Source organism: Polyangium sp. 15x6 (assembly GCF_029960785.1).
Lineage (GTDB): Bacteria > Myxococcota_A > Polyangia > Polyangiales > Polyangiaceae > Polyangium.
In genome coordinates this window covers 57,671-79,281 of sequence record NZ_JASBQE010000055.1, presented here as the reverse complement: position 1 = coordinate 79,281, position 21,611 = coordinate 57,671, and the positions used below count along the sequence as shown (strand labels likewise).

Genomic DNA, 21,611 nt, shown 5'->3' with positions numbered 1-21,611 from the left:
GCGGGCAAACCCACAGCGCCGCCGCCTCCGCCGCCTGCGGCCACGAAACCGGCTGCACCGCCGCTGCCTCCCCCCGCGGGCAAACCCCCCGCGCCGCCGCCGCCGCCCGCGGGCAAACCCCCCGCGCCGCCGCCTCCGCTCGCCGTGAAGGCACCGCCGCCGCAGCGCCCGCCGCTCCCCTCGGCGCCGATCGATCGTGCGTCCGCGCTTCCGCCCGAGCCTGCACCTCCGCCGCCGCCCGAGCCTCCGCCCGCGCCGCCTGCCAGGCCGGAGCCCGCGAAGAAGCCGGAGCCCGTGCCGCTGATGATGATGATGCGCCGGCCGGTCGAGGCCTCGGCGGCGAAGCCCGCGGATCCAAAACCCGCCGAGACGAAGCCCGCCGAGGCTTCATCGCCGGAGGAAGCGCCGGCCGCGCGACGCCCGCAGGCTTCGTCACCCGACCTCGGCAAGCGCCGCGTCGCCGAGCTCGCGGCCCAGGCGAAACAAGGCAAAATCGGCCCGAGCGGCCCTGCCTCGGCGCGCCCGCTGGACCTCGACCTCGACCTCGACGCGCCCAAGCAAGGGCCGCCCTCGCGACGCAGGCCTTCGAGCACACGCACGCGGGCCGTCCACGTCCCGAACGTGTCCGACGAACCCGCGCCGAGCGTGCCGGCGCCGCCCTCACGACGAAAGAGCAGCCGAAATATGCGCGCGGTCGTCACACCGACGCCGCCGCCCGATCCTCCGACCGAGGCGCCGTCGCCTCCGGACACGGCCGCAGCAGGCTTCCCCGAGCCACGCCCGCAGCCCGAGCCGCGCCTGCAGCCCGCGCGACCTCGCCCGTCACAAGGTTCGTCCGAGGACCTCTCCGACGCGCGAATCCGCCAGATTTACGCGCAGTACGTCGAGGCCAAGCGCGCTGCGAAGGAGTCGACCGCGGGCGTCACGTACGAGGCGCTCGCCAAGCAGCTCCGCCAGCAGGCCGAGAAGCTCAAGGCCTCTCACCCGCAAAAATCGGTCGATTACAACGTGGTGATGAAGGACGGCAAACCCACGCTCAAGCCGATCCTTCGCTAGGAGCTCAAAGCATCGGCCCGGGCGCGTCTCGGGTCGCGTCCTTCGTGGCAGCTGATTTCGTGGGGAAGAAAGCGGGGGGAATCGAGGCGGGAGCTGCGCAGAGCTTGCTAGCGGTGCACGGCACCTCGCGTCTGCATCGCGGCCCGCTTGGCGACGGGCGGCGCGAACGAGTCATCCTCGCAGTACAGGATCGCGCATGCCGTCCTGTCGGACTCGCGCATCCGGCTGCATAACTCCCCGAGGTCCTCGTCGCTGTCGACGACATCCGCCTGCTGGGGTTGGGACGAGCCGTCCTCGTAATCGATGTTGTCCAGTGCGACCCACCGCCCCCGATACTCGTCGGAGCGGCACATATCGAGCCACGTCATCCGTATGGCTCCGCGGCGTCTACTGCCCATTGCCCGTGAACGACCTTCTCCTCTGCACCTCTGGCATCGGCGCCGACGTGGGCTGCGAAGTGCAGCTCGTGACCTTTGACACGCTGCGCCGTACCGTCGAGCAGAGGCTTCTGCGACCGAGCGTCATCGCTCGCAAGATCCATCTAGCACCCGCGTCGAACGGGCGTCAAGCGCGTCAAAACGCGGTGACACACGAGCGAATTCCCATCTAGGGCCGTCGCTCGTGCATGTCGAGGGGTCCGCGAGAGACGCGCTGCGCTACTTGCAACGCGGAGGGAGCGCGGCCTTTCCGCTGCTGGCGCCGATCGCCGCCGCCGCATCCACGGTGGCCTTGGCCGCACAGCCCTTCGACTTCGCCTCGCGCGCAGCCGAGGCGTCGATCGCCGAAAGCGCCTTGCTGCGCTTCGGCCCGGTGCACGAGCGGTACTGGCTGATCGCCATCGTCGTGTTGCCGCCGTATGCGTACGTGATCGCCGCGTCGCAGGCCTTGTCGCCCGCGGCGTCGACCTTCGTGCCGCCGCCCGATCCCGAGGCCGTCGTGGCCGGGGATCCGGAGCCCGATCCGGTGTTCGTGCCCGCGGTTTGTCCGGACTGCGTCGACCCGCCCGCGGACGAGGCCGTCCCCGCCGTGCCCGCGCTGTCGGCCGGCGTGGCCGTCGGATCGGAGGCGACCACGACGGTCGTCGGAGCCGCCGACGGCATCAGGATGACCTCGCCCTCGCCGCCGCTCTTGCTTCGGGTCGCGAAGATCGCGATGACGATCCCGAGCACCACGAGCACGCCGATGCCCGCGATGATCGGCATCGGGCTGCTCTTCTGTTGCTGCCTGCCGCCCATCGGCGGAGGAGGCGGCACGGGGTAGGCCGGTGGTCCGCTCATCGGCACCGGCGCGTGGCCATGCTGCGGGGGCATCGGCACGACGGGCATCGGGCCGGGCGTCATCGCGGCCGCGCTCGGCCCCGTGTCGACCATCGTTCGACCGCCCGGCGCGCTCGGCGCTCCCTGCGTGAAGAGCGGCTCGCCGATCTGCGTCCCGCCGGGACGTGCGGGCATCGGCCCGCTCGGCATGCCTTGCATCTGTCCGCTCGGCGTCCCGTATTGCCCGCTCGGCATCCCGTATTGCCCGCTCGGCATCCCGTATTGCCCGCTCGGCAAGCCCGGCATCGCCGCGGTGCCAGCGATCTGCTGCTGACCCGTCGCACCACCAACGATCGACGCGCGCCCGGCTCCGATCGAGAGCTCCTCGTAGAACTCGCGCACGGACGACTGGCGCTTGTTCTTGTCCTTCTCGAGCGCGCGCATGATCGCGGCCTTCATCTTCGGCGGCACTTGCGCGCCGAGCTGCGTCACCTCGAAGGGCGAGGGCTGCGCGGTGAGGTGCTGCGTGGCCCAGGCCCACGGCGTGTCTGCCTCGAACGGCAAGCGCCCGGTGAGCATCTCGTAGGCGACGATCGCGAGCGAGTAGACGTCGCTGCGCGCGTCGAGCTCCTGCCCGCGGAACTGCTCGGGGCTCATGTACGGCGGTGTTCCGAGCACCGTGCCTTGCTGCGTGAGCTTCTGCTCCTTCGAGTCGGGCCGCTCGCCGCGCTTGGCGATGCCGAAGTCGAGCACCTTCACGAAATCGTCGCCGTCGATCTTCGTGAGGAAGAGGTTCGCGGGCTTGAGATCGCGATGCACGATCCCCTTGCTGTGCGCTTCCTGGAGCGAGCCTGCGGCCTGCCCGATGATCTTGTCGACGCGCTCGGGCGGCATCGGCCCTCGCTGCACGAGCTCGTCCTCGAGCGGACTTCCTTCGAGCAGCTCCATCGCGATGTAGAGCTCGCCGGTGTTCGTCTGCCCGAAGTCCCAGACCTGGATCGTGTTCGGGTGCTTGAGCTCGGCGACGGTGCCGCACTCGCGGTTGAAGCGCGCGAGCACTTGCGGATCCTTCGCGTACTGCGCGAGGAGCGTCTTGACCGCGGCCTTTCGGACCGTCGTGCCCATCTGCTGCTCGGCGGTGTAGACACGGCCCATGCCGCCTTCGCCGAGCACGCCCGTGATGCGGTAACGACCGCCGACGATCGAGCCGATCAACGGGTCTTCTTCGGAAGGCGCCGACGGCAGCGGCGCTCCGCATTTGGCGCAGAAGCGAGCTCCATCGACGTTCGCGTGGTGACAGGCGGGACACTCCATGATGCGGCGCGGAGCATCGCAAGAGGCGCGCGGGTGGTGCAAGAAGTTGCGGCAAGGACTCGTCGCGAGGATCGTGCCCGCCGGCCTGCTCACGTTCGGGTTCGCGATCCAGCCTGCCTGGGGAGGTGCCCCTGCCGGGGAGACCGGAGATTCCGGCCTTCGGAGCGTGGCGTTCGGCCGGTTCGAGACACAAAACCTTCCATCTGGCTTGACATGTCAAAAGCAAGGGGCTAAGAGCCTGCTCCCCTTTGACGGGACACGTCTGTCTTCGAGGGAGGAACTCGCTGGCGTAGCTCAACCGGTAGAGCACCTGCCTTGTAAGCAGGGGGTTAGGGGTTCAAGTCCCCTCGTCAGCTCCACCGGACTGTCAGGGGCGGAAGGCTCGGACGAACGAGAGTAAAATCTCAGGAGACGAACCGACCGAAACAGAGTAGAGAGGGACCCGCGAGCCCTTGGATCTCGCGAGACGTTGAAAATCTGGAGGGTTGCCCGAGTGGCCAAAGGGAGCAGACTGTAAATCTGCCGGCAATTGCCTTCGATGGTTCGAATCCATCACCCTCCACCGAGATGCCGATGAGGCGTCTCGACCCGCGGAGTCGGAAAGTCGGTACGTAGTCGAGGTCGGGGGAGCACCTCCCGAACTCTATCTGCGGGCGTAGCTCAGTTGGTAGAGCGTCAGCCTTCCAAGCTGAACGTCGCCGGTTCGAACCCGGTCGCCCGCTCCGCCGGACCGGCTCCATGCCCACCTAGCTCAGTTGGTAGAGCACGTCCTTGGTAAGGACGAGGTCGTCGGTTCAATCCCGATGGTGGGCTCCAGCAAGCGTAGAGAAGAAAGGACAGCGCGCGCGACCGTCTCGGTCGGCAACCGTCAGGAGTAAGAACGATGGCCAAGGAGAAATTTACTCGAACCAAGCCCCACGTGAACGTCGGCACGATCGGTCACATCGATCACGGCAAGACCACGCTCACGGCGGCCATCGTGAAGGTCCAGTCCAAGCAGAAGCTTGCGAAAGAGATCAAGTACGCCGACATCGCCAAGGGCGGCACCGTCCGTGACGAGACCAAGACGGTGACGATCGCGGCCGCGCACGTGGAGTACGAGTCGCCGAAGCGCCACTACGCGCACGTCGACTGCCCCGGCCACGCCGACTACATCAAGAACATGATCACGGGCGCCGCGCAGATGGACGGCGCGATCCTCGTGGTCAGCGCGCTCGACAGCGTCATGCCGCAGACCCGCGAGCACGTGCTCCTCGCGCGCCAGGTCGGCCTGAACTACCTCGTCGTCTTCCTCAACAAGTGTGACGCGGTGGACGACCCGGAGATGCTCGACCTCGTCGAGATGGAGGTCCGCGAGCTCCTCAACAAGTACAACTTCAACGGCGACAACGCGCCGGTCGTCCGTGGTGCGTCGCTGCCTGCGCTTCAGGGTGACCCGAAGTGGGAGGCGAAGATCGGCGAGCTGCTCGACGCGCTCGACAGCTACATCCCGGAGCCGGAGCGCGCGATCGACAAGCCGTTCCTCATGGCGATCGAGGACGTGTTCTCGATCAAGGGCCGCGGCACGGTGGCGACGGGCCGTATCGAGCGCGGCGTGGTCAAGGTCGGCGAAGAGGTCGAGATCATCGGCTTCAAGGACACGCGCAAGACCGTGGTCACGGGCGTCGAGATGTTCCGGAAGCTGCTCGATCAGGGCATCGCCGGTGACAACGTCGGTTGCCTCCTGCGCGGTGTCGAGAAGGACGACATCGAGCGTGGCCAGGTCCTCGCGAAGCCGGGCTCGATCACTCCGCACACGGAGTTCTTGGGCGAGGTGTACGTCCTGAAGAAGGAGGAGGGCGGCCGTCACACGCCGTTCTTCACGAACTACCGTCCGCAGTTCTACATCCGGACGACGGACGTGACGGGCACCGTCAAGCTCCCCGAGGGGGTCAAGATGGTGATGCCGGGCGACAACATCACGATGAACATCGAGCTCATCGCGCCGGTCGCGCTCGAGGAGCAGATGCGGTTCGCGATCCGCGAGGGCGGCAAGACCGTCGGCGCGGGCATCGTGACCAAGATCCTCAAGTAACGAGGCGTGATGTCGGTGCAGGGCGGCGGTTCCCGTGGCTCCGGTGGGGCCACGGGAGAACGAGGGACACGCATCCCGGTCTCGCTGGCCTGCACCGAGTGTACGGCGAGGAACTACAAGACCACCAAGTCTCCCGGGGATTACGTAGAGCTGAAGAAGTTCTGCAAGCAGTGCAAGAAGCACACGCTGCACCGGGAGACGAAGTAGTCGGATCCGAAGTAGACGAACCGCTCGGCTCGTGGCATCTGTCCCGCGTCGAGCTGGTTGAAGGGGTATAGCTCAGCTGGTAGAGCAGCGGATTCCAAATCCGCAGGTCGGGAGTTCGAGCCTCTCTGCCCCTGCCCACAAGGGCCCCTCCTTTCGCTGTCCGTTCAGCACCAGGTGGGGCCACACGAGACGCCTCGCTCGACCTCGCAAAAGCGAGCGGGCGAGGCGTAGATGTCGGTGACGCTGCTCGAAGCGGGATCCGGCACGTTTGGGACGAACGGCCATGGCGACACGACGAGAGAAAGACGAGGCACGGAAGGCCCAGAAAAAGGGCTCTGCGCCGGACTCCGCCCCGGATTCGGGGGCGGATGCCTCGCTCGCGGTGCGCAAGGGAAGCGATCTCGACGTGGCGCCCGGCGCGGACGAAGCCGGCGAAGAGCACGACGAAGCCTCCACATCTGACGCCTCCGCTACGGAGGAGCAGGCTCCGGGCGAAGAGGCCGGGGAAGACGGCGAAGTCGCGGCTGCGCGGCAGCTCGGGGCCGACCGCTACGTGATGGCGGGGTTCTTCGGTGCGGCGATCCTCGGCGCGTACGTGGTTGGCAAGGCCATCCACGGGATCTGGGCCAACCTCGCGAACCGTGATTGGTTCAGCCGGGCGGTGCCTGCGCTCGCGGCGGTCGCGGATGAGGACAAGGCGACGTATGCGACCGTGATTGCGGGCGTCGTCGCGGTCATCGTCACGCTGCGGACCTACCGTCGTCCCGACGTGCGGGAGTGGACGGACGAGGTCGCTTCGGAGCTGATCAAGGTCAAGTGGCCGACCAAGAAGGACGTCACGAACTCAACCGTGGTGGTCATTGCGGCGAGCGCCGTGGCCACCCTTTATCTCGCGCTGCTCGACAGGTTGTGGTCGTTCGTGACGGGCATCGTCTACGGCACTGGAAGCTAGGGCCGTTCGGGAGCCACGCGCCATGGCGAAGAAGTGGTACGTCATTCATACCTACTCGGGCTACGAGGCAAAGGTGCGCGATGCGCTCCAGCAGCGAGCGAAGCAGCACGGCCTCGAGGACAAGATTGGCGAGATCTTGATCCCGAGTGAAACGGTCACGGAGAACCGCCCGGGGGGCAAGCAGCGGGTTCGTCAGAAGCTCAGCTTGCCTGGCTACATCTTCGCCGAGATGGAGATGAGCGAGACGGTGTGGCACCTCGTGAAGGACACGCCGAAGGTGACGGGCTTCATCGGCAACCAGACGCCGCAAGAGGTCCCGGCCCCGCAGATCGAAAGTCTGCGTCGAGGCATCGTGGAAGGCGCGGTCAAGCCGAAGCCCAAGCTCACGTTCGAGGTCGGCGAGGAGGTTCGCGTGCTCGACGGCGCGTTCGCCAACTTCACCGGGACCGTGGACGACGTGAAGATGGACAAGCAGAAGCTGAAGGTCAAGGTGTCGATCTTCGGCCGTCCGACCAGCGTGGAGCTCGATTTTTCTGCGGTAGAGAAGCGCTGAGCGACGCTCCGGGTCGGTACGAACAAGGTAGACGCAGCACAGAACGGGTAAAGCAATGGCGAAGAAGGTCACCGGGTACGTCAAGCTTCAGCTTCCTGCGGGGAAGGCCAACCCCTCGCCGCCGGTCGGTCCTGCGCTCGGCCAGCATGGCGTGAACATCATGGCGTTCTGCAAGGACTTCAACTCGCGGACCGCCTCGCAGGGCGACATGATCATCCCGGTGGTGATCACGGTCTATTCGGACCGGTCGTTCACGTTCATCTTGAAGACGCCGCCCGCGTCGGTCCTTCTCAAGAAGGCCGCGGGGCTCGAGACGAAGAAGAAGCCTGGCTCGGGTTCGAAGGAGCCGAACAAGGTGAAGGTCGGCCAGGTGACGCGCAAGCAGCTCCAGGAGCTTGCGCAGATGAAGATGCAGGACATGAACACGACGAACCTCGATTCGGCGATGCGCAGCATGGCGGGTACGGCCCGCTCGATGGGCATCACGATCGTCGACTGAGTTCGTCCATCGCGCGTTCTGTTGCATCTCCGTTCGTCGGAGAAGCCGGCGACGAGCGCGCGACCGCGTGAAAACGCGGCTTTATAAGAGCACCCCCCCACGTTGGGAGGAGAGCACCACGGTTAAAACGGCGCACCGTGGGAGGCGTAAGCCGATACAACAGGAGGGCAGATGCCGAAAGTCGCCAAGAAACGCGCTGCGGCCCAGGCCATGGTGGACCGCACGCGCAAGTACACGCTTCAAGAAGCGTGTGCACTCGTCAAGCAGGCCGCATCGGCGAAGTTCGACGAGACCGTCGATATCGCAGTGCGGCTGGGCGTGAACCCGCGTCACGCGGACCAGATGGTTCGCGGCGCCGTGGTCATGCCGGCCGGAACGGGCCAGTCGGTCCGCGTCCTCGTCTTCGCCAAGGGCGAAAAGGCGAAGGAAGCGGAAGCGGCGGGCGCCGATTTCGTCGGTGAGGCCGACCTGGTGAACAAGATCCAGGAAGGCTTCATGGACTTCGACCGCGTGATCGCGACGCCCGACATGATGGGTTTGGTCGGTAAGCTCGGTCGTATCCTCGGTCCGCGAGGCCTCATGCCGAACCCGAAGGTCGGCACCGTCACCGTCGATGTGAAGACGGCGGTGTCCGAAGCGAAGGCCGGCAAGGTGGAGTACCGCGTCGAGAAGGCGGGCATCGTGCACGCTCGGATCGGCAAGGTCTCCTTCAAGGAGGACGCGCTCGCCAAGAACGCGGAGGCCTTGATTCAGGCTCTCATCCGCGCGAAGCCGTCGACGGCGAAGGGGGTGTACCTCCGGAGCATCACGATGTCTTCGACGATGGGGCCGGGCGTCCGGATCGACCCGGTGCACCTCAGCGACAAGGGTGAGGAGGGCTGATCATGGAGCGCACGGAGAAAGAGGCCCTGGTCGGCGAGGTCAAGCAGCGATTCGATCGCATGACCTCGGCGGTCTTCCTCGACTTCACGGGTCTCAACGTCGCCGTGGTCACGAAGCTGCGCGACGAGTTCCGGAAGGCGGGCGTCGAGTATCGAGTCGTGAAAAACACGCTCGTTCGTCACGCGATCAAGCATCACGCGTGGTCGAAGAAGCTCGACGATACGCTGGTCGGGATGACCGGGATCGCCTGGAGTTACGAGGATCCCAGCGCGGCCGCGAAGGTCGTGAAGGCCTTCCGCAAGGACAAGGAACACGAGAAGCTGAAGATCAAGGCGGGCCTCATCGAGGGCCAGATTCTCGACGCCGAGGGCGTGGAGAATCAGCTCGCGACGATGCCCGGCAAGGACGAGCTCAGGGCGACGCTGCTTGCCACGTTGCAGGCGCCTCTCCAGCAGTTCTTGCAGCAGCTCAATGCGCCTCTTCAGAACTTCGCGTACCTGTTGAAGGCCAAGGAGGACGCGGCGGGCGGGGCGGGCTGAGCCCACGTTCCGAGTCCGATCGTGGTCGGGGAGACGGGGGACCGGAGGTGGTCCGGAGCTCCAAACGCTCGACCAGTGAGAAAGGGCATTGCGCCCTTCGGGTTTTGATCTACAGACGCGCCCCGGGGTACTCATCCCACCGCGGCGCGCAGACGGTTTGAAGGAGTCTCGTCATGGCTGAGATCACGCGGGAGCAGGTCGTCGATTACCTTTCCAACCTGCCGGTCATCCAGATCGCCGAGCTCATCAAGGAGCTCGAGAACAAGTGGGGCGTGAAGGCTGCACCGGCGGCGGTGGCGGTTGCTGCTGCTCCTGGTGGCGGTGGTGCTGAGGCGGCGCCCAAGGCCGAGGAGAAGACCGAGTTCGACGTCGTGCTGGCGAACGCCGGCGCGAACAAGATCGCGGTCATCAAGGCGGTCCGCGAGATCACGGGCCTTGGCCTCAAGGAGGCGAAGGACCTGGTCGAGGGCGCGCCCAAGAACGTGAAGGAAGCGGTCTCCAAGGCTGACGCCGAGGAGATGAAGAAGAAGCTCGCCGAGGCAGGTGCGACGGTCGAGCTCAAGTAAGGATCCGAGCTTCCCGTTCAGGGACAGCGCGATCCGCCATGCGACGGCGGCAGGGGCGAACGTCCCTGCCGCGCGTCGAGTTTTGTCTTTGGGGGGTTTGCTGCTGCGTCTGTCGCGTGATTCGAGCGCGTCTTCCAGGTCGCGGTAGCGCAGCCGAGTTTGTCCGTCGCCGGGACCTTTGATGGCTGTTTCGTAGCTTCGAGGCTGATGCTCGGTTCGTGGAGCGCGCGGGGAACGAGCCCTGCGCACCCGTAGGAGCCGGAGGAATATCGATGCCGTCGGTCGTCCAATCCAACTTCCGCATCCGTAAGAATCTGGGGCGCGTTCGTCGCATCATCGACGTTCCGAACCTGATCGACATCCAGAAGTCCAGCTACGACAAGTTCCTCCAGATGAACGTCCCGCCGCACGAGCGGGAGGAAGTCGGGCTCCAGGCGGTGTTCCGCTCGGTGTTCCCCATCAAGGACTTCAACGGGACGAGCGAGCTCGTCTTCGTTTCGTACAACCTCGAGCCGCCGAAGTACGACGTCGAGGAGTGCCGCCAGCGAGGCATGACCTACGCGGCGCCGATCAAGGTCACCAACCAGCTCATGATCTACGACACCCGTGACGGCGGCGAGCGCATCGTCCGGGATATCAAGGAGCAGGAGGTGTACTTCGGCGAGCTGCCGCTGATGACCGAGACGGGCACGTTCATCATCAACGGCACCGAGCGCGTCGTCGTCAGCCAGCTCCACCGTTCGCCCGGCGTGTTCTTCGATCACGACAAGGGCAAGACGCACTCGAGCGGCAAGCTGCTCTACTCGGCGCGCGTCATCCCGTACCGCGGCTCGTGGCTCGATTTCGAGTTCGACCCGAAGGACATCATCTACGTGCGCATCGACCGTCGTCGGAAGATGCACGCGACCGTCCTCCTGCGCGCGCTCGGCTACTCGACGCAGGACCTCCTGAACTACTTCTACTCGACGGAGACGGTCTACCTCGAGAAGGGCGGCAAGTACGCGAAGAGCATCGAGTACGACCTCCTCGCGGGTCAGCGCGCGACGCGTGACATCAAGATCAAGGAAGATGTCATCGTCAAGAAGAACACGAAGTTCACGCGCGCCGCGATTCGCAAGATGAAGGAGGCGAAGCTCGAGCGCATGCAGGTCGAGACCGAGGAGCTCGTCAGCAAGGTCGCGGCGCACGACGTCGTCGATCCGGAGACGGGCGAGGTCATCGTCGAGGTGAACGAGGAGCTCACGGACGCCAAGCTCGAGCGCATTCGCGAGGCGAAGCTCGAGAGCTTCCGCATCCTCTTCATCGACGGCCTCAACGTCGGCTCGTACCTCCGCGACACGCTGCTCGCCGACAAGGTGAAGACGCAGGAGGACTCGATCCTCGAGATCTATCGTCGCCTCCGCCCGGGTGATCCGCCCACGCTCGAGACGGCGAAGACGCTCTTCCACAACCTGTTCTTCAACCCGGAGCGTTACGACCTCTCGAAGGTCGGCCGGCTGAAGCTGAACTACAAGTTCTACCGGGATCTGCCGGAGGGCCAACGCCCGAACCTCGATCTCACGGTGCTCACGCCGCAGGACATCCTGGAGACGGTCCGGCACCTCATCGAGCTCAAGAACGGCCGCGGCTCGGTCGACGACATCGACCACCTCGGCAACCGCCGCGTGCGCGCGGTCGGCGAGCTCATGGAGAACCAGTACCGCATCGGCCTGGTCCGCATGGAGCGCGCGATCAAGGAGCGCATGAGCATGTCGCAGGAGATCGACACGCTCATGCCGCACGACCTGATCAACGCGAAGCCCGTGAGCGCGGTGGTCAAGGAGTACTTCGGGAGCTCGCAGCTCTCGCAGTTCATGGACCAGACGAACCCGCTCTCCGAGGTCACGCACAAGCGTCGCTTGTCCGCCCTCGGTCCGGGCGGCCTCACGCGCGAGCGCGCAGGCTTCGAGGTGCGCGACGTTCACGCCACGCACTACGGCCGCATCTGCCCGATCGAGACGCCGGAAGGTCCGAACATCGGCCTCATCGCGTCGCTCTCGACGTTCGCCCGCGTGAACGAGTTCGGCTTCGTCGAGACGCCCTACCGCAAGGTGACGGAGAGCACGGTGACCGACGAGGTCGTCTGGCTCAGCGCGCTCGAGGAAGAGGGCAAGTACATCGCGCAGGCGACGGCCGCGCTCGATGATGGTCGCAAGTTCCGCGAGAACGTGGTCTCGGCGCGTCTGAACGGCGATTTCAAGATCGTCGCGTCGGACATGATCGAGCTCATGGACATCGCGCCGAACCAGATGGTGAGCGTCGCGGCCGCGCTCGTGCCGTTCCTCGAGCACGACGACGCGAACCGCGCGCTCATGGGCGCGAACATGCAGCGTCAGGCGGTGCCGCTCATCCGGAGCGAGGCGCCGCTCGTCGGCACGGGCATGGAGAACCGGCTCGCGCGGGACTCGGGCGTGTGCGTCGTGGCGCGTCGTCCGGGCATCGTGGAGAGCGTCGACGCGACGCGCATCGTGGTGCGCGCTGCGGGCGAGGGCGCCGAGGTGCCGGACATCTACCACCTCATGAAGTACCAGCGCTCGAACCAGTCGACCTGCTACACGCAGAAGCCGATCGTGCGCACGGGCGACGTGGTGAAGGCGGGCGATGTGCTCGCGGACGGCCCGTCGACGGACATGGGCGAGCTCGCGCTGGGGCAGAACGTGCTCGTCGCGTTCATGCCGTGGCAGGGCTACAACTTCGAGGACTCGATCCTGGTCTCGGAGCGCATCGCGAAGGATGACGTGTTCACCTCGATCCACATCGAGGAGTTCGAGTGCGTCGCGCGCGACACGAAGCTCGGCAAGGAGGAGATCACGCGCGACATCCCGAACGTCGGCGAAGAGGCCCTGAAGGACCTCGACGACTCGGGCATCGTGCGGATCGGCGCCGAGGTTCGTCCGGGCGATATCCTCGTCGGCAAGATCACGCCGAAGGGTGAGACGCAGCTCTCCCCCGAGGAGAAGCTGCTCCGCGCGATCTTCGGCGAGAAGGCCGGCGACGTGCGCGACAGCTCGCTCAAGGTCCCGCCGGGCGTGAGCGGCATCGTGATCAACGCGCGCGTCTTCTCGCGCAAAGGCACGGAGAAGGACGATCGCGCGCGGGACATCGAGGATCAGGAGCGCGCGCGGATCGAGCGGACGCGCGACGAGGAGATCAAGATCCTGCGCGACTCGTTCTATCGCCGAGTCCGCGAGATCCTGGTCGGCAAGACGACGAACGGGAAGCTCGTCGACGACAAGGGCAAGGTCCTGCTCCAGAAGGGCGACGAGATTTCCGAGGCGGCCCTCGCCGAGATCCCGCGCCGTTACTGGGGCGAGATCCCGGTGGAGGAGACGGACCGGATCCAGAACATCCTGCGGGATCTGGAGGACCTCGTCCGTACGCGCGAGGAGCACTTCCGCGACAAGATCGAGCGCCTGTCGAAGGGCGACGAGCTGCCGCCGGGCGTGATCAAGATGGTGAAGGTCTACATCGCCATCAAGCGCAAGCTCCAGGTCGGCGACAAGATGGCAGGCCGCCACGGCAACAAGGGCGTCATCAGCCGGATTCTCCCGGAGGAGGACATGCCCTACCTGCAGGACGGCCGGCCGGTGGACATCGTGCTGAACCCGCTCGGCGTGCCGAGCCGCATGAACGTCGGTCAGATCCTGGAGATCCACCTCGGCTGGGGCGCCTACGAGCTCGGCCGGCAGCTCCAGCAGATGATCGAGGAGCAGAAGGCGGGCGCCGAGATCCGCAATCGTCTAGCCGAGGTCTACGCGGGAGACGAGGAGAACTCGGCGATCGTCGCGTCGATGGACGAGGGTGACGCCGTGCGTGCCGGGCGCAAGGTTCGTCAAGGTGTGTTCGTCGCGTCGCCGGTCTTCGACGGCGCGACCGAAGAGGACATCAAGGGCGCGCTCGCGCTCGCAGGTCTGCCGAGCTCGGGTCAGGCGATCCTGTTCGATGGTCGCACGGGCGAGGCGTTCGATCAGAACGTCACGGTGGGCATCATGTACATGCTGAAGCTGCACCACCTCGTGGACGACAAGATCCACGCCCGGTCGATCGGCCCCTACTCGCTCGTGACGCAGCAGCCGCTGGGCGGAAAGGCTCAGTTCGGCGGTCAGCGCCTCGGCGAGATGGAGGTGTGGGCGATGGAGGCCTACGGCGCGGCCTATGCGCTGCAGGAGTTCCTCACGGTGAAATCGGACGACGTCATGGGTCGTACGCGCATGTACGAGGCGATCGTCAAGGGCGAGTACACGCTGGAGGCCGGCCTGCCGGAGAGCTTCAACGTGCTCATCAAAGAGCTGCAATCGTTGTGTCTGAACGTCGAGCTGGTCGAGACGGGCCTCGAGGCCTCGGCCGCGGAAGAGGAGTGATGCCGAATGCGTGACATCTTCAGCTTCTTCGAGAAGCCCAAAGATCCGCTGTCGTTCAGCGCCATTCGGATCTCGCTCGCGAGCCCGGAGAAGATCCGGGAGTGGTCGCACGGCGAGGTGAAGAAGCCGGAGACCATCAACTACCGCACGTTCAAGCCGGAGCGGGATGGTCTCTTCTGCGCGAAGATCTTCGGGCCCGTAAAGGACTACGAGTGCAACTGCGGCAAGTACAAGCGCATGAAGCACCGTGGGATCGTGTGCGAGAAGTGCGGCGTCGAGGTCATCCAGTCGAAGGTTCGACGTGAGCGCCTCGGCCACATCTCGCTCGCGACGCCGGTCGCGCACATCTGGTTCCTGAAGAGCCTGCCGTCGCGCATCGGCAACATGCTCGACATCACGCTGAAGGATCTGGAGAAGGTCCTTTATTGCGAGGCGTACATCGTCATCGACCCGAAGGAGACGGGTCTGCAGCGCGGCGACCTCCTCAGCGAGGAGCGCTACCTGCAGATCATCGACGAGTACGGCGATGACAAGATCGCCGCGGGCATGGGCGGCGAGGCCGTGCTCGAGATGCTCAAGCAGGTCGACGTGCACGCGCTCGCGGAGCTGCTCCGCGAGGAGATGCGCAAGGCGACGAGCGAGGCGAAGCGCAAGAAGCTCGCGAAGCGCCTGAAGGTCGTCGAGGCGTTCCGGGAGAGCGGCAACCGGCCCGAGTGGATGATGCTCACGGTCATCCCCGTGCTGCCGCCCGACCTGCGCCCGCTCGTGCCGCTCGACGGTGGTCGGTTCGCGACGAGCGATCTGAACGACCTCTACCGCCGCGTCATCAACCGCAACAACCGCCTGAAGCGGCTGCTCGAGCTCAACGCGCCCGAGATCATCATCCGCAACGAGCGGCGCATGCTGCAGGAGGCGGTCGACGCGCTCTTCGACAACGGCCGCCGCGGCAAGACGATCACGGGCCCGAACAAGCGTCCGCTGAAGAGCCTCAGCGACATGCTGAAGGGCAAGCAGGGTCGCTTCCGTCAGAACCTGCTCGGCAAGCGCGTCGACTATTCGGGCCGCTCGGTCATCGTCGTCGGCCCGACGCTGCGCCTGCACCAGTGCGGTCTGCCGAAGAAGATGGCGCTCGAGCTCTTCAAGCCGTTCATCTACAACAAGCTGGAAGAGCGCGGGTACGTCAACACCATCAAGAGCGCGAAGAAGATGGTGGAGAAGGAGCGTCCCGAGGTCTGGGACATCCTCGAAGAAGTCATCAGTGAGCATCCGGTGCTCTTGAACCGCGCGCCCACGCTCCACCGCCTGGGCATCCAGGCGTTCGAGCCGGTGCTCATCGAGGGCAAGGCGATCCAGCTCCACCCGCTCGTCTGCGCGGCGTTCAACGCCGACTTCGACGGCGACCAGATGGCGGTGCACGTGCCGCTCTCGATCGAGGCGCAGATGGAGGCGCGCGTGCTCATGATGAGCACGAACAACATCCTCTCGCCCGCGAACGGCAAGCCCATCATCAACCCGACGCAGGACATCGTGCTCGGGCTCTACTACGCCACGCGCGAGCGCAAGTTCTCGAAGGGGAGCTTCCGCGAGGGCAGCCTGCGCTTCGGCGCGGACGGCCAGGGCACGGAGGGCTCGACGGCCGAGGGGTATCTGCGCGGCGTCTACGCATCTCCCGAGGAGGTGCGCATGGCGTACGACGCGGGCGAGGTCGCGCTGCACGCGGGCATCCGTGTGCGCGTGCCGCACATCGACGAGGACGGCAACCCCGTCAAGAACGAGCACGGCCAGATCAAGCGCCGCATCGTGCAGACGACGGTGGGTCGTGTGCTCATCTCCGAGGTCCTGCCGAAGGGCGTGAGCTTCGACTACGCGAACAAGACGCTCGACAAGAAGGCGCTCTCGGCCCTCATCGACGTCTGCTACCGCGTCCACCGCAACAAGGAGACCGTCCTCCTCGCGGACCGGCTCCGCACGCTCGGCTTCGACCACGCGATGCGCGCCGGTATCTCGATCTGCATGGATCACATGGTGATCCCGCCGGCGAAGAAGGACCTCCTCGAGGAGGCGCAGCGCGAGGTCGAGCGCGTCGTCGAGCAGTACCAGGAAGGTCTGATCACGGACGGCGAGCGCTACAACAAGATCGTCGACATCTGGGCCGGCGTGGCGGACGCCGTGACGGCGAAGATGATGGACGGGATCGGCAAGGAGCGCGTCGTCGATCCGGAGACGAGCAAGGAGAGCATCGAGCCGAGCTTCAACCCGATCTACATCATGGCGGACTCGGGCGCGCGTGGCTCGACCCAGCAGATCCGCCAGCTCGCTGCGATGCGTGGCCTCATGGCCAAGCCCTCCGGCGAGATCATCGAGACGCCCATCACGGCGAACTTCCGTGAAGGCCTCACCGTGCTGCAGTACTTCATCTCGACGCACGGCGCGCGTAAGGGCCTCGCGGATACGGCGCTCAAGACGGCGAACTCGGGTTACCTCACCCGGCGTCTCGTCGACGTCGCGCAGGACGCGGTCATCTCCGAGTTCGATTGCGCCACGATCGACGGCATCCGCGTGACGAAGCTCGAGGAGGCCGGCGAGGTGATCCAGCCCCTCGGCGACCGCATCCTCGGCCGCGTCGTGCTCGAGGACGTGATCGACCCGCTCACCGGCGAGGTCCTCATCACGGCCAACACCGAGCTCGACGAGGCCTCCGTCAAGCGGATCGAGGACGCGGGCATCGAGGAGGTCGTGATCCGGTCGGTGCTCACCTGCCAGACGCGGCGGGGCGTTTGCGCGCTCTGCTACGGCCGCGATCTCGCGCGTGGCTACCGCGTCAACATCGGCGAGGCGGTCGGCATCATCGCCGCCCAGTCGATCGGCGAGCCCGGCACGCAGCTCACGATGCGCACGTTCCACATCGGTGGTACGGCGGCCCGCGGCAAGATCGAGGCGAGCTACCTCGAGGCCCGGACCGAGGGCACCGTGCGCCTGCGCCGCGCGAACGTGCAGCGCAAGAAGGACGGCACCATGGTGGTCATGAACCGCCACGGCGAGCTCGTCGTCGTCGATGAGACGGGCCGCGAGCGTGAGCATCACCGCCTGGTCTACGGCGCCAACATGAAGGTCGCCGACGGCCAGCGCGTGAAGCCGGGCGAGCTGCTCGCCGAGTGGGACCAGTTCGCGACGCCGATCCTCACCGAGGTCACCGGCATCGTGAAGTACGGCGACCTCGTCGAGGGCGTCAGCGTCCAGGAGCGTGTCGACGAGGTCACGGGTCTGTCGCGCAAGGTCGTCATCGAGTCCAAGGCGGCCGATCTCCGCCCGCGGATCTCGCTGAAGGATCCGAACTCGAACGCCACCTTGAAGCTCCCGAACAGCGAGCTCGAGGCGCGTTACCTCCTGCCGGTCGGCGCGCACATCGTCGCCCAGCAGGACGACATGATCGAGGCCGGTGACATCATCGCCAAGATCCCGCGCGACACGACGAAGGTGCAGGACATCACCGGTGGTCTGCCCCGCGTCGCGGAGCTCTTCGAGGCCCGCAAGCCGAAGGATCACGCCATCATCAGCGAGATCGACGGCGAGGTCTCCTTCGGCAAGGACACGAAGGGCAAGCGCAAGGTGATCATCACGCCGTTCGGCGCGGACGGGCACCCGCTCGCGGATCAGGCGCGCGAGTACCTGATCCCCAAGGGCAAGCACATCCAGGTGCAGCCCGGCGATCGCGTGCGCGCGGGCGACCCGCTCCAGGACGGCCCGCCGAACCCGCACGACATCCTGCGCGTGAAGGGCGAGAAGGAGCTCGCGGCCTGGCTCGTGAACGAGATCCAGCAGGTCTACCGCCTGCAGGGTGTCGGCATCAACGACAAGCACATCGAGGTCATCGTGCGGCAGATGCTCCGGCGCGTTCGCGTCAAGGACGTCGGCGACACGAACTTCCTCGTGGACGAGCAGGTCGAGAAGCACCTCTTCGAGCGCGAGAACGAGCGGGTGCTCGAGCGTAGTGGCCGTCCCGCCATCGCCGAGCCGTTGCTCCTCGGCATCACGAAGGCGAGCCTGTCGACCGAGTCGTTCATCAGCGCCTCGTCGTTCCAGGAGACGACCAAGGTCCTCACCGAGGCGGCGATCAGCGGCAAGGTGGACGATCTCCGCGGCCTCAAGGAGAACGTCATCATGGGCCGCCTGATCCCGGCAGGTACGGGCCTGCCCGCCTACAAGCGGCTGCAGGTCATCGTCGAGGGCGAGCAGCCGGTGCGCGAGCGCGCGCCGGCCGCCGAGCCTGCGGCCCCGCCCGTGGCGCCGCCGCGGCCTCGCCCCGAGGAGACGCTCACGGCCGTCAACGAGGAGTGAGCAGCAGGGTAGGGGGGTCGTCGTCGCCGACGGCCTCCTGACCCCAAAGACGCACGCCCGCCCTGTCTTCAGGCGCGGGCGTTCGTTTTTGTTCGGCCAGGCACGCGCCGTCCCCTGTCGATCCGCCGGATGACTGCTGCTTCGGCGGGTCTTGGGATACCCCGTCCTTGCGGACATGTACTATCTCTGCACTCGCGATGTCCGTGCTCGGCACCAACCAGCGTGTCGCTGATCGCCTGCTCTCCGAGGGCCGGATCGGGGCCGAGGAGCATCGACGCGCTGTGGATCACGCGGGCCGTCAGCGCGGCCGGATCGAAGACTCGCTCATCGAGCTCGACATCCTCCCCGAGGGAGATCTCCTCAAGTACGTCGCGACGCTGCACAACACGCGGTTCGTCTCGACCGAAAAACTCGCGAAGGCCGCGATCGAGCCGCGCGTGCTCGGCCGCGTCTTGCCGAAGACCGCGAAGATGCACGGCGTCTTTCCGGTGCTGCTCGACGAGGCGAAGTCGGTGCTCTCCGTCGTCACCGCGGATCCCGACAACGACGCTGCGATCCACGAGGTGAAGCTCGCGGCGGGCGTGCGCGAAGTGCGCGCGCTCGTGGCCCGTCCGGCCGCGGTGCGCGCTGCGATCGCGCGGCATTATTTCAAGGAGGTCTCCGCCTTCGAGGCGCTCCTCCGTCCTGTCGCGACGAACGCGCAGACCGGCGACTTCATCGACATCGACCTCGGCCCCGCGCCGGCGCGCCCTGCGACGGGACCCATTCCAACGCCGGCCGTGTCGCCGCGCAGCCCGGCCGTGCAGCCGCCGCCGCCGCCGCGCGCGCCGATGCCCACGTCGCCCTCCGCGTCCGGACAAACCAGCCCCACCGGCGCGCGTGAGCAGACGCAGCCCTCGGTGCACACGGGCAGCACGCAGCCTTCGATGAACGGCGGGCACGGGCCGAGCGCGGCGACCGCGCAGACGTCGCCGACCGGAGGGCACCAGCCGACCACGCAGGTGCGCTCGCTGATCGGGACGGCGCCTTCGCCGAGCCCCCCGCCTCCGGTCCCGGTGCTCACGCCGATCGAGACGCACGAGTACATCGAGACGCTCAACGTCCTCGTGAGCTTGCTCGAAGCGAACCGCCAGGATCTGCGCGGTCACTCGGCCGTCGTCGCGCGCCTGTGCCGCCGCACGTGCGAGCGCATTGGCCTCGCGCCTGCGCACGTCGCGGCGTTCGTCGTGGCCGCGTACCTGCACGATCTCGGCAAGATGGGCGCGTATCACCTCACCGCGCTGAACGTCGCCGAGTACGAGGGACATCGCGTCGCGGGCCTCAAGGCCGTCGCGCTCCCGGCGCAGCTCATGGGGTCCGTGGGCCTGCCGGCCGAGACCGTGGCCGCGCTCCAGGCCATGTACGAGCGGTACGACGGCCGCGGCTTGCCGCATGGCCTCGCGGGCAAGGAGATCCCGCTCGGCGCGCGCATCCTCGCCGTCGCGGACACCTACGCCGACCTCACGCAGAACCCGCGCAACCCCTTCCGCAAGATCCTCCGCCCGGCCGAGGCGTGCGACGTGCTTGCGGGGTATCGCGGCACTGTCTTCGATCCGAACATCGTCGACCTCTTCCGCCACGAGGTCACGGGCGACGACATGCGCGCGCGGCTTTTGTCCGAGCGGTACACGGTGCTCGTCATCGATCCGGATCCCGAGGAGACCACGGTGCTCGAGCTTCGCCTCATCGAGCAGGGCTTCGAGGTGCGCGTCGCGCGGACCGTGGCGCAGGCGTGGCGCGAGCTCGAAGGCGGCGAGATCGCGGCGGTCGTCAGCGAGATCGACCTCGAAGAGCCGGAGATGGGCCTCGCGCTCCGCGCCGACGCGCAGAAGGAGTCGTGGGGACGCGGCATCACGTGGGTGATCCTCACGCGCAAGAACGACCGCCACAGCGCGCAGAAGGCCTTCGATCTCGGCGTCGACGACTTCGTCTCGAAGCCGACGTCCGCGGACATCTTCGCGGCAAAACTCCGTCAGCTCGTGGAGCGACGTGTCGCGCGCGGCGGCGGGCGCGGCGTGACGGGATCGCTCGCGGAGATGAGCATCCCGGACATGGTCCAGGTCCTCTGGCATGGCCGCAAGACGTGCGCGCTCCGGATCCAGACGGGCAAGGGCACGGGCGAGATCCACTTCGCCGAGGGGCAGATCGTGGACGCGCGCTGGGAGCAGGTCGTCGGCGAAGAGGCCTTCTACCGGATGCTCGCGTTGCACGAGGGCGAGTTCCGGCTCGAACCGGGCGTCGAGCCATCGGGCCGCACGATCGCCGTCTCGCCCGAGGCGCTCTTGCTCGAAGGCATGCGCCGCCTCGACGAGGGCATGCTGCACGCTCCGTAAGGGGCGTTTCGCCGTCGTTCTCTTTTCGCGAGTCTCCAGCCCTCGTCGGTCCGTGGAGCGCCGCGGCGCGCCCTTTACGCGACCGATTCGAATGCGTGTGGCGGGTGCTTCATCACCCAGCAGGAGACCACGCAGGTCACCGGCCACCGCATGGTTCTTTCGATCTCGAACGATCGGACGACCCTTTGGGGTCAAATCATACGAGCCGACGAACGTCCCGAGCTTCCAGATCAAGGCCGCGGATCTCGTGTGGAACTGGGACACGCAGTCGAGCAACTACAAGGACCTCAAGCAGAAGAGCTTCGAGACGTCGGGCGGCAAGGCGTGGCTCGTCGAGGTGGGCGAGCCGCTGTCGCCCTTCTGGATCGAGGACAGCCTGAAGTACACGGCCGAATTCGATCCGGAGAACAGCGGCTACGGCGGCGATCCGATGGGCCCGAGCGCGCTCGAGAGTGCACCCAGGACCTGACCCGCGTCCACGCGGAGCTCTCGCGCGAGGCGCTGAAGGCCGACCTCACGCTGGGCGCTTCGAACGACCAGTCGTACGTCGAGCGATGGCTCCAGGTCACGGCCGCCGTCGGCACGCCGCCCGCCTGCCCGCCG

Annotated in this window: 15 protein-coding genes and 5 tRNA genes; 18 read left to right on the top strand and 2 right to left on the bottom strand. The window is 66.6% G+C overall.

Translation table 11 applies throughout. The features are described from left to right. Positions 1-1,056: MXAN_5187 C-terminal domain-containing protein (locus tag QHF83_RS32705; protein ID WP_282421923.1), on the top strand; the 1,056-nt coding region annotated here is incomplete at its 5' end. 107 nt (positions 1,057-1,163) lie between these two features. Here the strand turns inward: QHF83_RS32705 and QHF83_RS32700 are convergent. Next, positions 1,164-1,424, bottom strand: a complete 261-nt coding sequence (locus QHF83_RS32700; RefSeq protein WP_282421922.1) for a hypothetical protein — start codon at positions 1,422-1,424, stop codon at positions 1,164-1,166. A gap of 288 nt (positions 1,425-1,712) precedes the next feature. Further along, positions 1,713-3,719, bottom strand: a complete 2,007-nt coding sequence (locus QHF83_RS32695) for a serine/threonine-protein kinase (protein WP_282421921.1) — start codon at positions 3,717-3,719, stop codon at positions 1,713-1,715. Between the two features lie 190 nt (positions 3,720-3,909). On the opposite strand from QHF83_RS32695, the gene QHF83_RS32690 reads away from it, so the two are divergent. The 17 genes from QHF83_RS32690 (at position 3,910) to QHF83_RS32610 (ending at position 21,477) form a co-directional block, all read left to right on the top strand. Then, positions 3,910-3,985, top strand: a tRNA-Thr gene (locus QHF83_RS32690). Between the two features lie 120 nt (positions 3,986-4,105). Then, positions 4,106-4,188: transfer RNA gene (locus tag QHF83_RS32685), tRNA-Tyr, on the top strand. Between the two features lie 87 nt (positions 4,189-4,275). Continuing rightward, positions 4,276-4,348, top strand: a tRNA-Gly gene (locus QHF83_RS32680). 18 nt (positions 4,349-4,366) lie between these two features. Further along, positions 4,367-4,442: transfer RNA gene (locus QHF83_RS32675), tRNA-Thr, on the top strand. A gap of 67 nt (positions 4,443-4,509) precedes the next feature. Continuing rightward, positions 4,510-5,700, top strand: a complete 1,191-nt coding sequence (gene tuf, locus QHF83_RS32670) for an elongation factor Tu (RefSeq protein ID WP_282421920.1) — start codon at positions 4,510-4,512, stop codon at positions 5,698-5,700. Between the two features lie 72 nt (positions 5,701-5,772). After that, positions 5,773-5,907: a 50S ribosomal protein L33 gene (gene rpmG, locus QHF83_RS32665; RefSeq protein ID WP_272422023.1), complete on the top strand. Its 135-nt coding sequence runs from the start codon at positions 5,773-5,775 to the stop codon at positions 5,905-5,907. A gap of 61 nt (positions 5,908-5,968) precedes the next feature. After that, positions 5,969-6,041 (top strand) — tRNA-Trp (locus QHF83_RS32660). A gap of 149 nt (positions 6,042-6,190) precedes the next feature. Next, the gene (gene secE / locus QHF83_RS32655) at positions 6,191-6,859 is read left to right on the top strand and encodes a preprotein translocase subunit SecE (RefSeq protein ID WP_282421919.1); all 669 of its coding nucleotides are present in this window, start codon (positions 6,191-6,193) and stop codon (positions 6,857-6,859) included. Positions 6,860-6,881: 22 nt separating this feature from the next. Then, positions 6,882-7,412, top strand: a complete 531-nt coding sequence (gene nusG, locus QHF83_RS32650) for a transcription termination/antitermination protein NusG (RefSeq protein WP_136932097.1) — start codon at positions 6,882-6,884, stop codon at positions 7,410-7,412. A 55-nt stretch (positions 7,413-7,467) separates the two neighbouring features. Further along, complete coding sequence (gene rplK / locus QHF83_RS32645; RefSeq protein WP_272421793.1) at positions 7,468-7,911, top strand: 50S ribosomal protein L11; 444 nt, start codon at positions 7,468-7,470, stop codon at positions 7,909-7,911. A gap of 171 nt (positions 7,912-8,082) precedes the next feature. Continuing rightward, entirely contained in the window at positions 8,083-8,793 is a 711-nt protein-coding gene (gene rplA, locus QHF83_RS32640; RefSeq protein ID WP_282421918.1) for a 50S ribosomal protein L1, read from the top strand. Between the two features lie 2 nt (positions 8,794-8,795). Then, a complete protein-coding gene (rplJ, locus tag QHF83_RS32635) occupies positions 8,796-9,332 on the top strand; it encodes a 50S ribosomal protein L10 (RefSeq protein ID WP_282421917.1) in 537 nt (178 codons plus the stop codon). A 173-nt stretch (positions 9,333-9,505) separates the two neighbouring features. Next, a complete protein-coding gene (gene rplL / locus QHF83_RS32630) occupies positions 9,506-9,898 on the top strand; it encodes a 50S ribosomal protein L7/L12 (protein ID WP_281314643.1) in 393 nt (130 codons plus the stop codon). A gap of 272 nt (positions 9,899-10,170) precedes the next feature. Continuing rightward, positions 10,171-14,298 carry a DNA-directed RNA polymerase subunit beta gene (gene rpoB, locus QHF83_RS32625; RefSeq protein WP_282421916.1) on the top strand — a complete coding sequence of 1,376 codons (4,128 nt, stop codon included), beginning with the start codon at positions 10,171-10,173 and terminating at the stop codon, positions 14,296-14,298. A 6-nt stretch (positions 14,299-14,304) separates the two neighbouring features. Continuing rightward, the gene (gene rpoC, locus QHF83_RS32620; RefSeq protein WP_282421915.1) at positions 14,305-18,636 is read left to right on the top strand and encodes a DNA-directed RNA polymerase subunit beta'; all 4,332 of its coding nucleotides are present in this window, start codon (positions 14,305-14,307) and stop codon (positions 18,634-18,636) included. 197 nt (positions 18,637-18,833) lie between these two features. Continuing rightward, positions 18,834-21,008, top strand: coding sequence for a DUF4388 domain-containing protein (locus tag QHF83_RS32615; protein ID WP_282421914.1), 2,175 nt, complete (start codon positions 18,834-18,836; stop codon positions 21,006-21,008). Positions 21,009-21,255: 247 nt separating this feature from the next. Further along, positions 21,256-21,477 carry a hypothetical protein gene (locus tag QHF83_RS32610; protein ID WP_282421913.1) on the top strand — a complete coding sequence of 74 codons (222 nt, stop codon included), beginning with the start codon at positions 21,256-21,258 and terminating at the stop codon, positions 21,475-21,477. Positions 21,478-21,611 lie beyond the last annotated feature (134 nt).

What these genes read in the sequence shown, in the direction of transcription:
- QHF83_RS32700 (WP_282421922.1), bottom strand. Translation starts at nt 1,424, where the DNA reads ATGACGTGGCTCGATATGTGCCGCTCCGACGAGTATCGGGGGCGGTGG.
- tuf (WP_282421920.1), top strand. Translation starts at nt 4,510, where the DNA reads ATGGCCAAGGAGAAATTTACTCGAACCAAGCCCCACGTGAACGTCGGC.
- secE (WP_282421919.1), top strand. Translation starts at nt 6,191, where the DNA reads ATGGCGACACGACGAGAGAAAGACGAGGCACGGAAGGCCCAGAAAAAG.
- nusG (WP_136932097.1), top strand. Translation starts at nt 6,882, where the DNA reads ATGGCGAAGAAGTGGTACGTCATTCATACCTACTCGGGCTACGAGGCA.
- rplK (WP_272421793.1), top strand. Translation starts at nt 7,468, where the DNA reads ATGGCGAAGAAGGTCACCGGGTACGTCAAGCTTCAGCTTCCTGCGGGG.
- rplA (WP_282421918.1), top strand. Translation starts at nt 8,083, where the DNA reads ATGCCGAAAGTCGCCAAGAAACGCGCTGCGGCCCAGGCCATGGTGGAC.
- rplJ (WP_282421917.1), top strand. Translation starts at nt 8,796, where the DNA reads ATGGAGCGCACGGAGAAAGAGGCCCTGGTCGGCGAGGTCAAGCAGCGA.
- rplL (WP_281314643.1), top strand. Translation starts at nt 9,506, where the DNA reads ATGGCTGAGATCACGCGGGAGCAGGTCGTCGATTACCTTTCCAACCTG.
- rpoB (WP_282421916.1), top strand. Translation starts at nt 10,171, where the DNA reads ATGCCGTCGGTCGTCCAATCCAACTTCCGCATCCGTAAGAATCTGGGG.
- rpoC (WP_282421915.1), top strand. Translation starts at nt 14,305, where the DNA reads ATGCGTGACATCTTCAGCTTCTTCGAGAAGCCCAAAGATCCGCTGTCG.
- QHF83_RS32615 (WP_282421914.1), top strand. Translation starts at nt 18,834, where the DNA reads ATGTCCGTGCTCGGCACCAACCAGCGTGTCGCTGATCGCCTGCTCTCC.